The organism is Agriterribacter sp., assembly GCF_035444585.1.
Lineage (GTDB): Bacteria > Bacteroidota > Bacteroidia > Chitinophagales > Chitinophagaceae > Agriterribacter.
Genome location: NZ_DAOMOZ010000145.1, coordinates 1 through 12,688 on the forward strand (window position 1 = coordinate 1; position 12,688 = coordinate 12,688).

Consider the following 12,688-nt stretch of genomic DNA (forward strand, 5'->3'; position numbering starts at 1 on the left):
CGCTTACCCGTTCCAACGGGCTGCTGTCTATGCTGAAGCAGATGAAAATGTATGGTGTGGCGTTGAAGGCCAGATGATTTGAAATTTGAGATTTCTGATTTGAGATGAGATTCCGTTTCAAATTCCCTGACTACCTTCTGACCACGTGGAAATACGAGAAATGTGGAAATTTGAAAATGAAAGCGGTCGGTATCCGCCGCGGCGGATCAGACCGCAGAGATTTCAAATCTCAAATTTAAAATTTCAAATCTAAATCATGCTTTACGATAAAATAGAAGAAGTTTTAAGAACAGTGTACGACCCCGAAATTCCCGTAAACATCGTGGACCTGGGATTGGTATACGAGTTAGCGGTAAATGACGACGGTAAAGTAAAGATCATTATGACCCTTACTGCACCCGGTTGTCCTGTTGCAGGCGATATTGTGGCAGAAGTACAACAAAAAACAGAAGCCATTGAAGGCGTAACCGATGTGTACGTGCATCTTACTTTTGACCCGCCCTGGAACAGGGAAATGATGAGTGAAGAAGCAAAGCTGGAACTGGGGTTTTTGTAGTGAATGGGGAATAGTGAGTAGTGAGTAGTAAACGGAGCAATTTTTATTTCCCGCCACAATGCTTCATTATGCTTTAGGCACCTCGTAGGCTTTTTCCACCAGCCGCATGGTATCAATACAATCTTCCACAGAATTATCCGGGTACGAAACAATACCCTGGCGGGCTTTTATGATTTCATGCATGGAGCCGATAAAAGCATGCGGGAACCAGGAACCGTTTACGGGTAATGTTTTCCACTGAGGTTCGCCCGACAAAATATATTCAAAGCCGTCTTCAATTCCTTCAGGGTAATTCATCAACAACCCGGGCTTTATTTTAACAGCCCCTTTTGTTCCTTCGATCTTTATATAGGCATCCTGGTTATGGGTGCCGAAATTGTGTGTGTGATTGGTGGAAATATTTGCGCTTATAAAAGCGCCATAATCCATGATAATATTTGACTTCACGTCCTGTAATTGCTGCATTTGAGGATGCCGCGTAGTTTTGGCAAAAATATTCACCGGGTTACCCAGCATATTTCTTACCAGGTCAATGTAGTGAATGCTGTGATACAGTATTTCCACTCTCGGAGCCCCATACAAGAAATTCCAAAGATGCCATGGCGTATATACATTCACATATATTTCAAGATCGCAGATATCACCCAGCAGTCCCTCTCCTATCATTTGCTTTGCCATCAATACATAAGGCGCATACCTCAACTGGAAATTCATCCCGGCAGTGATATTCTTTTTCCTGCACAGCGCTAATATTTCTTCAGCCTGTTCTATATTTTCTCCCATGGGTTTTTGTATCAACGCATAACAATTGTCCGGTAGCATTGCCAGTACTGCTGTAATGTTCTTTCCGGGCACGGCAATATCGTATATACAATCGCAGGCAGCTTCTCTCACCATTTCTTCTGCTCTGTTATAAACCTGGGGTATATTAAATACTAAAGCCAGCCTTTCTGCTTTTCGTTTATCCATATCAACAATACCCTTCACAGGAATACCGGCTAACCGGTAAGCAGGCAGATGAGCCGTCTCAACAATTCCGCCGGCGCCAATGATCACAACCGGGCAGGTTTGCCCGATCGCCGGTATATCAAACCGAATATGTTCCAAACTGTTCATGTATATTAATTTCCTCCCAGGTAGTTTCCATAAGTTATGATCAGCACAGCAGCTATCAGTACCATCAATGCCAGCATCAGCACCCTGGTGGTATATTTTTTTACCCCGGCCCACTCTTTCATTACAATACCTATGAAAGCGCTGATCAGCACCAGCATGATCATGTGGATGGCCCAGCTTGTAAATTTATATGCTCCCATGCGGTTGTGCCCCAGCCCGTAAAAGAAAAACTGGGTATACCACAGTATTCCCGTCAGCGCAGCCAGTGCATAATTCATCCATAGCCACCGGGCCTTGCCGTCATTTTCAGCTACAGGAGCTTTATATTCATTCCATGTCTTACGTTTAAAATGAAGATAAGTACAATATAAAGCGGTTGTAACAAAAGCGCCTGTATTGGAGAAGATATAGATCACATTCCCCTGGAAGTTCCCGGCCCCGTATTTTGCCGCTATGTCTGCAATGGGCTGCCCCCGGAACAGAGAAAAGCCATATAATGCAGATAATACCCCGGCGAGGATACAAAGACCGATACCAACGGAAAATGAATGGTTGTCTTTCTTCCTGTGCCGGCTTTCATAATCTTTTTCTTTCAGCCGGCCTGCAAACCCACACAGCGCTATGCCTGCCGCTCCTACAGCAATACCTGTTATGATCATATTGCCCCCGCTGCCATTCAGCACAGATGCAAGCCTTCCTTCATACAAGGGCGGCAACAGCGTGCCCAGCACACAAGAGATACCCACTGAAATGGCATAGGTAAGTGAAAAGCCAACGTAGCGTATGGCAACACCAAAAGCCGTGCCGCCAATGCCATACAACATCCCCAGAAAAAAGGAGCTTCTCATTGCCGATAAGGGCGCTTCTGCCAGCACCAGCCACAGTTGCGGTATGGTTAAAAAAGCTACTGTTACCGGCAGCACAACCCAGCAAACCATTGCCTGCAGCAGCCAGTACGTTTGCCACGACCAGCCTTTTGTTTTTTTCTGTGGCGTATAGCATACCGATGCTGCGAACGCACCGGTAAAATGTAAAGCAATTCCTGCTATAAGATTCATGGCAAATTTATAGATTGTAAAAAAGGGAAGCATTCATATAATACACTTTTTCCGCATCTTCATCATTCAGCAATGTGTTTATGATGCCGGTATATTTTTCCCAATGCGTGCCATAGCTGCCGGCAAGTGTTGAAACCGGCCAGTCTCCTCCCAAAAAGCAACGATCTGTTCCAAATACTTCTAATGCATAACCTACATAAGGCGCGATATCATCTGCCGTCCACCCCACAGGATTGCCCGACGCTGTTCCAAGCCCCGATATTTTAGCGTATACATTACCGTTAGCAGCGATCTCTTTCATCAGCTCTCCCCATGTTCCAAACCGTTGACCCGCCTTTATGGGCGGCTGGTTCAAATGATCCAGCACCATCCGTAGGGAGGGGATCTTTTCAGAAACCTGGATCGCTGTTTTGAGATGCTCATTATTGATCCCTACAATATCGTAGGGAATATGGTATGATGCCAGCATTTCAAGGCTCTCTGTTACCTGCGGTTGCAACAGCCAGCGCGGGTCGCTTTCATTATGTATAAGATGGCGGACACCTTTGAAATAGGGCTCCTTATCAAATTGCTTTTCCAGCAGCATTTGCACTTTATGCGGCTCCATCAAAGGCAGCCATCCCACTATGGCTATAATTTCCCTGTGACGCCCGGCAGTATCCAGCATCAGCGTTGTATCTTCCAGGTTATTGGCTGCCTGCACCAGTATGCCCGAGGCAACAGGTGTATTGCTCATTTCAGGGAGCAGCTCTTCCAGGTGATAGCTGCGGTTCAGTACAGATGTATCGTTATCCAGCCATTCATACCTCGCCTTTTCAAGGTCCCAGATATGGATATGCGTATCTATAATATTTTTTTTCACCATCATTATTTTAAAATATTATCAAATCGCCTGCTTCAATGAACTTCTGTACAGCAGGTTCATCCGGTCAAGTACAGATTGTGCATCTCCGCCATATTGCAGGTATTGCTGAATCGGTTCTCCGGCCTTATCCTGGAAATGCAGGTAGCCGTTATAACGGGGACGCACATATGCCCTGTCCACAGCAGGCAATGTATTTATAAAGTATCCGTTGGCATAATGGTTCACATGTTCATCTTCCCAGGCAAGCCTGTGCCCCGGTTGCCCGCCGTTGCATGCATATATGGTTGACTGCACCTGCGGCGATACGATCCATGCTGCAAATTGTACAGCTTCTTCCCTGTGACCGGAAAACGCAGATACTGATAATCCCGTGCCGCCGAGCGTGCTCCGGAGCCTGCCGCCGGAACCCGTGCTTATCATATCTGTATAATGCAATAGCGTGCGTGCATATCCCCTGCGCGAATAATTTGAATACCCGTATGCAAAAGGACAATACCAAAAATCATCTGTCATTGTCATCAGCTCGGCCACTGCAACAGGATTACAGAAAAACATCCTGTCGTTGATCCTGCCCCAGAGCTCCTTCATCATTTGCAGCGCTTCCTTTCCGGTGACATTGTCAATGACTTCTTCCCTGCCACTAAAGGGCTCCTTTCCCAATGCCACACAGAACATATAAAAGTTCATCAGCAGGTCAATCGGGATACCGGGTACGGCTACCCGCCCTTTTTCTGCCAGCGCTATCAGCGCCTCCCAGCTCTCAGGAATCTTTGCACTATTTTTTTCGAGCAGGTCTTTCCTCAAGCTGGCAACAGGCGTTGCCGCGTCAATGGCCAGCGCCCATTGATGTCCTTCATAACAATAGCTTAAATGAGAATGCCCTACAGTATGCTTCAACTGGTCGTTAAGATATGCTTCGGGCAAATATTGATCAAGCGGTAGTACACATGCCGTGTCTGCAGCAAAACCCACCCAGGGATGATCAATGATCAGCAGGTCGTATTCATGCACAAGCCGTTCTATCGGGAAATCAGCGAATTCCTGCAAGGTCCTTTTCTTCCAGGTGATATTGATCTCCGGATGCAACTCAGAGTAACGTTGGGCGCAGGCGACCAATGGTGTATATCCGCGGCTATGCCCCCAGGTGATCCCTTTCAGTTCAGTAATATGCTTCATCTTATACCGGTTTTAGCTGTGCCAGCATTATGTGCTCACAGATCATTACACATTCCTGCTTTTGATTGAATACTTCCACCAGCTCGGTCACGAACCCCATACCCGGCTTTTTATAAGGCTTTTTTTCTTTTATGGTAACTTTTACTTTTATGGTATCCCCTATAAAAACAGGTTTAATAAATCGCAGGCGGTCGTATCCATAGCTGAAAGCCACCTCGTTGATAAGGGAGGCCGTCATACCAACCGCCACGCTGAAAATGAGCGTCCCATGGGCAATGCGCTCCCTGAACGGCTGCGTTTTGCACCACTCCGCATCCATGTGATGCGGGAAAAAATCACCTGTCTGACCGGCATGCAGTACAATATCGGTTTCGGTAATGGTGCGCCCGCTGGTTTCCCGGGTATCGCCTTCGGTATAATCTTCAAAGTATAATTTAGCAAACATGCGAATTTGAGATTTCAAATTTGAAATTTCAGATCTTAAATTGTTCAGGATCCCGGTATTTAACTGTTTGTATATGCTCGCAATACAGTACCAGTTCTCCTTCGTTCTTGAAAATTTCATAGCTGGCCCTGTACAGTCCCATATCTTTATATTTGGGCTGTTTATCAAGATCTGTTTTTATGGTATAAATGGTATCGTTGATAAATACCGGCTTGATGAACCGCAGCTTGTCATAGCCATAGCTGAATGCATTGACACAGTTGGTAGCTACCAGCCCCAGACCTGCACTGAACACAAAAGCCCCTGCCACCAGCCGCTTCCCGAAGATCCCCCGCTCCCTGGCAAAAATATCATCGGCAACATAGGGATGCATATCCAGCACAAGTGTATTGAACTGCATGCTTTCTCCCTCGCTGATCGTTCTGCGGATAGACCGGATCCGTTTACCGATCACTATATCTTCATAAAACCAATCTTCGGCATTCCACACCGGAATATCTTTATGTTTTGTAGCATCGTTATTAGGGTTCATATATTATCTGTTGTTTATTATTTATAGGACCAACGGCACATAAGGACAGGAAGCAGTTTTTCACCAGTGATTTTATTTTCAAACCAGCCTTCTGTCTGGCAGGTTTGAGAATTACTCTTATCGCCGTCTGACGCTTCTCCGTCGCGTACCGACCGCGTTCATTTTCAAATTATTCTACCGGAATCCAATAATAACTTCAGCTTCATTCCCTTCCGGGTGCTTCTTTAGGGCGACCATTTTCCCCCTCTTCCATTCAGCTTCCACCTGCCTGTTGCCGGGTGTATGCAATTTGAATTTTACATCCCATTGCTCCGGCCATGCGGGCAACAGGTATACATCATTGCCTTCTGCCTGCAGCAACATGGTTTGAATGGTATTCAGGTAATTCCCGCCATGACACTGATCAGGCGTATAATCATAATTGGGACCCCAGAAGCCGGGAAAGCGGAATCTTTTATCATAGGCAAGCCCGTTTATCTTCATGATCCTGGCCGCACTGTCTGTGAGCCCAAGCAAAGCAGCTTCTATACCGGTTTGCTGCCAGCCCTTACAGACACGTGGCTTTTCCCTGAAAGTATTGATAGCAATTTCATTGTCTTTTTTGCCGGCGCCATATATCCGGAAGGGGAATACAGGGTACAGCTCCGGCGATTCTATGTTGATGATGTTCTTATAAGATTGTATGGGAAGCAGTATCCTTTTACCATCTTTCACACGCTGTGGCAATGCCGGAATTTCTTTTTGCAGCCTGGCGCACAATGCAAGCAGCGCAGTGTCTTTTGTATAGCCTGCCACTCTTGCACTGACCACCGTCAGACCGGCAATATCGGGCGTTGGGTTTACACCATTGATATACGTTTCAAGAGACTGCGCAGGAGTGATCAGCAATTTACCGCCTGCATCATGATGATAATGGTTATCATAAAAGAGCAGCACTTCCCTGATAAAAGGGATCGTTTTTTCCTGCAGCATTTTGTCATCGCCGGTATAAGTGTAGTAATCAAGCAAAAAATGAGACATTTCCAGCCCGGCAATGATAAGGTCTTTTATATAAGGATTGGTGGCGATCCCCGGCTGCAGATTGGTCCTGTTCCAACCTATATCGCCTCCTCTCCATGCGCCCCAGAAATGAACCGTTTCCACAAAACGGGCGCCGGCATGCTTATAAAATTTTTGCGTCATTTTTTTAGCCACCGGCAAAAGATCAAGATAGAATTTAATAAAAGGCTGCAGCAGATCGGTATCTCCCGATGCCAGCATCGGGTAATAGATCAGCCTTGTATTTTGCCACCAGTAGGCGCCTCCCCACAATCTTGCATCTGCAGATTTTCCGGATACATTTCCGATCGCGTGCTGATAAGTATCAAGCACTAAAGTAGTGCCGTTAAATTTTACGGGAAGCTCTCCCCTGCCGCCTATGGCGTTCACATACCGCTGAAGAATATACCCGCGGTTCAATACATGCAATGTATCGTTGAGCGCTTTGTCTTCTGAACTGAAAAAAACATAGCTCCTGTTCCAATAATCCGACCACCATTTTTTATGCAGCGCCAGCATTTCCTTTTCCGGCTTTTTTTCCAGTCCGGCTGCCAGGCCTGACAATTCATTTACATATCCATCTTCTGCATCCGTTTGCTTCACCAGTACAGTAGTTTTGATGGTAAATTTTTTTAACGGCGCCGCCGTATATAAAACAGTATCATTTAAAGGTTTCAGCCCGTCTCCCTGCACAAGAGCGCCGGAGGTTCTGTTTTTAAGCGGGTTGGGAATACCTTCATCCAGCAGGTCGTTTGCTTTCATTACTTCATTCCAGAATACCTCATTCCTGTTGCGATGGAACCATAGTATACTTTCACCGGAGATCATTGCATCATCAGCTTCAATAAAAGGCCGGAAAGGCATTTCGGCATCCTTATATTCGGCTACATATTCATCTTTATTAAGGTCACGTGTCTCCTTTCGCCATATATTATTGGTTACTTTTACCCTGACCGGAACGACAGATGCACCTGAAATAATGAGCTGCGGCTGGTTGGCATCTACTCTGAAGCGGATATCAGCCAGCTTGTTTTTAATACGGAATGCCCCCTCATCCAACAGCAGGGTTTCGGTATAGCCCGGGCTGTTTGCAAGGATGTCAGGTTCAAATTGAATGGTCAGCTTTCCTACTTTTATTACATTATCCATACCATCCCTGCTGCCCGTGGCGCCTATATATAGCTGAACCCTGCCTTCCTTATCCGTCCATACCTGCGAAGATATTTCTCCATTGCCCAGGGGCATTGAGCTCCATGAGTCTGTTCCTTTTTCAGGAAATACGAGGTTGAAGTCGGCCACCTTTTGAGCATATGAACATGCGCCGGTCAGCGTCCCAAAAGATAAACACATAAATAATTTTCTAAGCATAAAAAGTATTTGTCATCTTTTACATAGTGTCGAGTTAATTATATATGTCGTATTGCCCGGGTGAATAGGCAATGGATTCACCATTCACAACTCACAACTCACAACTCACTATTCACTATTCACCATTCACAAATTGATACAGCGTATTATCGCCAACGTAACACTACTCCATCTACAACCCGAACCCGCGTGTAATTTTTTCATTATGCTCTCCAAGCAACGGGGCCCCCCGGCTGCCGGTTACCTTTTCACCGTCAATCGTTACCGGGCACCTGGTGGTCTTTACTTTTGCAGCATTGGATACTACCCATTGTTCCATTTCCAGCAGCCGGTAGCCTTCCTGTGCCAGCAGATCTTCATAATCATATACATCAGCACACCAGATGTCTTCAGGTTCTAAAATACACAGCCAGTCTGCAGTAGTACGCTGTAAAAACGATTCCTGTAAAATGGCTTTGATCTCATCCCTGTTATCAAACCAGCCTTCAGGATCTTTGTACCTGCATAAAGATCCCACCTGCATCAGCTCTCCTAATTTCGCTACGGGCGCCATGGCAATGGCAATATATCCATCGGCAGTTTTGTATATTCCATAAGGCGCGGCAATATAAGCGTGCGCTCCGTTCACAGCGCTGCGCACCGGCAGGGTGTTGCCATCATTGAGGAAACAGGTCAGTACTTCAAATTGAAAATCCAGCAGGCTCTCCAGCATGCTCACCTGTATCAGGCTTCCTGTTCCGTGAAGCTGCTTACGGTATAGAGCAGCCAGCACACCCTGACCAAGATGTGTTCCGGCAACGATATCGGCTACGGCTATTCCCATAGGTATAGGAGGATCATCTTTGCTCCCGGATAAATAAGTGATCCCCGACACCGCCTGCAGCAGCAGATCCTGCCCCGGCAGGTCTTTCCATTCGCCTTCATCACCATAACCACTTACTTCACCATAAACGATACCAGGATTGATCTGCCTGACCGTATCATAGTCCAACCCCAATTTAGTCATCACTCCCGGCCGAAAATTGTGCAGCATCACATCCGCGCTTGCGATCAGCTTTTTTATCTTTTTCAGCGCTTCGGGGTCTTTAAGGTTTATACTGAAGCTCTCCTTGTTGCGGTTGATGGCATGAAAAATAGTGGATTCACCATCACCGATCTTTGTATCAGATACATACAATTCGCGGCAAAGATCCCCGCTTCCCTCACGTTCTATTTTAATTACTCTTGCCCCCAGGTCTGCCAGCCTCAACCCACAGCTTGGACCCGATAAAAACTGGCTGAAATCCAGTACCAATATGCCGTCTAATAATCTCTCCATATTTTACAGCAAACTGTTTTTTATAGTCCCGGTATCCTGTCCCGGTGATGGCGCAGGTTTATTGCAATAAAGTTTTCTGCGATCAATCCTGATCGGGCATCTCGTGGTGATGAATGTGCGACCGGAATTGAGCTCTACTTCCTGTTCCATGTCCAGTATTTTGTATCCATTCTTTTCTTTCATCTGCCGCCAGTTGAGCACAGGTGCGATCCACAGATCAAGCGGCCCGGCACGGTCAAGCCAGTAAGCTGTGTCTTTTGCTGAAATATGCGCAGCTATAACAGACTTGATCTCATCCCTGCGGGCAAAGGCTTCGGTTTCGTCAAACGCATCAAGCGCGCCGCACTGCAATGCCATGTTCAGTTGCCGGAGCGGCATCATCGCAATGGCAATATAACCATCGGTGGTTTTATAAATACCGTATGGTGCGCTCAACAATGCATGAGCATTATCTACGCCGGATCTTGACGGCAATCTTCCCCCGTTAAAATACGTAGTAAGGAATTCAAACTGAAAATCAATCAGCGATTCAAGCAGGCTGAGCTCCAGCAGTGCGCCTTTACCTGTTTTACCACTTCGTATCAATGCAGCAAGGATAAATTGCACCGCCTGGTTGCCACACAAATAATCACCGATCCCCAATCCCAGCGGAGTAGGGTTATGTGAGGCGCTTCCCGTAGTATAGGCCAGTCCCGACATTGCCTGGATGAGCAGATCCTGCCCCGGCTTCTTCGCCCATTTACCCTGTTTTCCATAGCCGGTGATATGTGTATATATAATGGAGGGGTTGATGGCAGCAACCTCCCGGTATCCCAATCCCTTGCGTTCCATAACGCCGGGACGGAAATTGTGCAGCAGCACCTGCGCCTGTTGTATCAATGCCCGCAGGCAGCACATATCTTCAGGATCATTAAGATCAGCGGCAAAGCTTTCCTTGTTCCGGTTGATGGTATGAAACAAAAGTGAGCTCTCATCCACCCACATGTTTTTGATGGCAAGCTTCCTTCCCGATTCTCCCTTTAAAGGCTGCTCTATTTTAATTACCCTTGCACCCAGGTCTGCAAGCCTGAGCCCTGCACATGGGCCAGACAAATACTGCGCAAATTCAAGTACGGTTATACCCTTAAGTGGTGGTGTCATCCCTTTCATAATTTCCAATACCGTTCATTTTACAAGATCAGGGCAGCAACAGGATGGTTTCCCCGGCCTGTGTATCAATAGTGACCTGTTCTTTGTCAATATCTATCTGTTGTTCACCACGGATGATCTTTCCTTTTTTACCCCATGGCGATATTATCTGCAACCTCCCCCCTTTTTCGCAGAATACAGACACTTTCTTTACCTCTCCTTCCAAAAGATCGGCGCTCACCAGGAAAGCGCCTACTGCCCGCAATTGGTAAAAAGAAGCATCTTTCGACCTGTTCCAATTGGGAAAAAGCCTGATCACCCCGTTATAGCTCTGCATCAGGCATTCATTGATCACTACAGGCAAAGCAAAATTCTCAAACCAGATACCCATGGCGCCCATATAATCGTACCTGGTTTGATCGCTGTAACGGCCATGTACCTGCATCACTTTATCTGTAGCCGTGCCATTGGGCAGCAATGAATAATTCACATGGCGTTTGAACCGTTCCAGGTCCAGCAGCCCAAGCCTTGCCGCCTGCAGGTTGATGAACACGAGATCATTGCCCCCTTCGTTTTGCTGGTTGTAATAAGTATCCTTCAGCAACTGCATGGTGCTGTCATCCGCATCCAGTCCGTAATCTTCGCCGGGAAATACCGACATCAAAGGCGACGGCACATTGTAAACCACCTGGTCATGTTCGCCCGGAACCGATACAAGCACTTCACCATATTTTGCCGAAGCAGCTTTCGGGTATTCGGGATAGTGATTGAGGATATCCTCAATGCTTTTCAACAAAACCGCTTCCTGGCGCTCTGTGTGCAGCACTTTGGTCATTTGGCCGAATGCTTTAAAAATGAATTTAGTGAGCGTTAAATCAACATTGCAGTCATAGTTGTATTGAAAACCCGGTCGCAACGCATACAACTCCGGCGGAATAGTAGGGAAAATATGATAATTATTGTCTTTCCAGCGGGGGCCGCCCCGTGCTTCGGGGCGTTGCATATAAGCAACCAGGAACTGCACAGCTTCTTTAACAGGCGTATACGCTCTCTGTCTTAAATAAGTGGTATCTGCCGAATAGAGGTAGTGCCACCACAATCCCTGCACTGTCCAGGGCGTTTCGCAGATCTCCCAGCCCCAGTGCGGCACAGGGTAAGGATTCATTGTCATATCTACCGGATAAGCGGAGTGTGGAAAATAAGCACCCGGAAGTTCATAGTATTCCTTCGCCCAACGCCTGCTCACATCCATCAGCCGCTCTACAAGATTTACATAAGGGAGGTTTTTTTCAAGGTGATTGCTGGAAAAAGTCATCCAGAAAGGTTGCTGCGTATTATAGTTCATGTGATAGTCGCCATGCCATGCCGTGCCGATCTTGTTGTAGCTCCAGTTGGCAAACAAACCCGGTGTTGTAGCGCTGTCTTTGGCAGCGCAGTTAAAAAAATACAGGTTCCTGTACCATATTTCCTCCAGCGTATCATCGGCGAGCTTTACTCCCGACTTTGCCCAATAAGCCCGCCATGTTTGGTCAGAAGATTGTTCCGATTGCCGGCAGGCAGTTGCCGTGGGCTTATCTACCGCTGGTGTTCTGCTTACCATACTATCCATTCCTTCCTCTAAGGAAATGCAGGTCAGTAAGCCGGCGCCCGGTTCAAAAGCAGCCTCCAGCGGCTTCATCTGCTCTTCATTTCCGTTCCAGTTGATCCTGCTGTTTTTCTTTAAGGCAATATTGCTCGACACTGTTAAACGAAACGCTTTATCTTTTGGATCGCCTTTGGATGAGTCATAATGTTCAGGCTCACGGTAAGGCAGGGTCTGCCGGAATGACAATATACCATCGGAAAGCATTTCCGCAGTTGTATGCTTAGGGAATTCTTCAGGCGTTGAAGGATCGGGGAACATCCTTATACGATTGAAAATATTGGGAACTTCATTGCCTTCCATATCTACCAGCTTCAGCCATAATTTATCTTTTGACATATCAGTGAATACCTGCAGCCTGATCTTCTTTCTGGCACTATCCAGTAAATATACTTCGCACATGCCGTTGGAAATATCAAGAGAATGACCCAACAATTCAGCCTGCC

At 46.6% G+C, this 12,688-nt stretch carries 11 protein-coding genes; 1 reads left to right on the top strand and 10 read right to left on the bottom strand.

Translation table 11 applies throughout. The features are described 5' to 3' along the window. Positions 1-256: 256 nt before the first annotated feature. On the top strand, positions 257-556 hold the full coding sequence (locus PLH26_RS14825) for an iron-sulfur cluster assembly protein (RefSeq protein WP_324586809.1): 300 nt from the start codon (positions 257-259) through the stop codon (positions 554-556). Positions 557-622: 66 nt separating this feature from the next. On the opposite strand, the gene PLH26_RS14830 is transcribed toward PLH26_RS14825, so the two are convergent. From PLH26_RS14830 to PLH26_RS14875, 10 genes are all read right to left on the bottom strand, one after another. Continuing rightward, a complete protein-coding gene (locus tag PLH26_RS14830; RefSeq protein ID WP_324586810.1) occupies positions 623-1,672 on the bottom strand; it encodes a Gfo/Idh/MocA family protein in 1,050 nt (349 codons plus the stop codon). A 5-nt stretch (positions 1,673-1,677) separates the two neighbouring features. Then, positions 1,678-2,730: an L-rhamnose/proton symporter RhaT gene (locus PLH26_RS14835; protein ID WP_324586811.1), complete on the bottom strand. Its 1,053-nt coding sequence runs from the start codon at positions 2,728-2,730 to the stop codon at positions 1,678-1,680. 7 nt (positions 2,731-2,737) lie between these two features. Beyond that, entirely contained in the window at positions 2,738-3,598 is an 861-nt protein-coding gene (locus tag PLH26_RS14840) for an amidohydrolase family protein (RefSeq protein ID WP_324586812.1), read from the bottom strand. Between the two features lie 15 nt (positions 3,599-3,613). Beyond that, the gene (locus tag PLH26_RS14845; RefSeq protein WP_324586813.1) at positions 3,614-4,771 is read right to left on the bottom strand and encodes an extracellular solute-binding protein; all 1,158 of its coding nucleotides are present in this window, start codon (positions 4,769-4,771) and stop codon (positions 3,614-3,616) included. 1 nt (position 4,772) lies between these two features. Further along, positions 4,773-5,216, bottom strand: a complete 444-nt coding sequence (locus PLH26_RS14850; RefSeq protein ID WP_324586814.1) for a MaoC family dehydratase — start codon at positions 5,214-5,216, stop codon at positions 4,773-4,775. A 28-nt stretch (positions 5,217-5,244) separates the two neighbouring features. After that, positions 5,245-5,748 (bottom strand): MaoC family dehydratase, encoded by a 504-nt coding sequence (locus PLH26_RS14855; RefSeq protein ID WP_324586815.1) that lies wholly within the window; start codon positions 5,746-5,748, stop codon positions 5,245-5,247. Positions 5,749-5,922: 174 nt separating this feature from the next. Further along, entirely contained in the window at positions 5,923-8,154 is a 2,232-nt protein-coding gene (locus PLH26_RS14860; RefSeq protein ID WP_324586816.1) for a DUF5703 domain-containing protein, read from the bottom strand. A 172-nt stretch (positions 8,155-8,326) separates the two neighbouring features. Continuing rightward, positions 8,327-9,472, bottom strand: coding sequence for a CaiB/BaiF CoA transferase family protein (locus PLH26_RS14865; RefSeq protein WP_324586817.1), 1,146 nt, complete (start codon positions 9,470-9,472; stop codon positions 8,327-8,329). A 3-nt stretch (positions 9,473-9,475) separates the two neighbouring features. Then, entirely contained in the window at positions 9,476-10,621 is a 1,146-nt protein-coding gene (locus tag PLH26_RS14870; protein WP_324586819.1) for a CaiB/BaiF CoA transferase family protein, read from the bottom strand. Positions 10,622-10,649: 28 nt separating this feature from the next. Further along, positions 10,650-12,688 (bottom strand): glycosyl hydrolase family 95 catalytic domain-containing protein (locus tag PLH26_RS14875; protein ID WP_324586818.1); only part of this gene is annotated, 2,039 nt, incomplete at its 5' end.

What these genes read in the sequence shown, in the direction of transcription:
- PLH26_RS14825 (WP_324586809.1), top strand. Translation starts at nt 257, where the DNA reads ATGCTTTACGATAAAATAGAAGAAGTTTTAAGAACAGTGTACGACCCC.
- PLH26_RS14830 (WP_324586810.1), bottom strand. Translation starts at nt 1,672, where the DNA reads ATGAACAGTTTGGAACATATTCGGTTTGATATACCGGCGATCGGGCAA.
- PLH26_RS14835 (WP_324586811.1), bottom strand. Translation starts at nt 2,730, where the DNA reads ATGAATCTTATAGCAGGAATTGCTTTACATTTTACCGGTGCGTTCGCA.
- PLH26_RS14840 (WP_324586812.1), bottom strand. Translation starts at nt 3,598, where the DNA reads ATGATGGTGAAAAAAAATATTATAGATACGCATATCCATATCTGGGAC.
- PLH26_RS14845 (WP_324586813.1), bottom strand. Translation starts at nt 4,771, where the DNA reads ATGAAGCATATTACTGAACTGAAAGGGATCACCTGGGGGCATAGCCGC.
- PLH26_RS14850 (WP_324586814.1), bottom strand. Translation starts at nt 5,216, where the DNA reads ATGTTTGCTAAATTATACTTTGAAGATTATACCGAAGGCGATACCCGG.
- PLH26_RS14855 (WP_324586815.1), bottom strand. Translation starts at nt 5,748, where the DNA reads ATGAACCCTAATAACGATGCTACAAAACATAAAGATATTCCGGTGTGG.
- PLH26_RS14860 (WP_324586816.1), bottom strand. Translation starts at nt 8,154, where the DNA reads ATGCTTAGAAAATTATTTATGTGTTTATCTTTTGGGACGCTGACCGGC.
- PLH26_RS14865 (WP_324586817.1), bottom strand. Translation starts at nt 9,472, where the DNA reads ATGGAGAGATTATTAGACGGCATATTGGTACTGGATTTCAGCCAGTTT.
- PLH26_RS14870 (WP_324586819.1), bottom strand. Translation starts at nt 10,621, where the DNA reads ATGAAAGGGATGACACCACCACTTAAGGGTATAACCGTACTTGAATTT.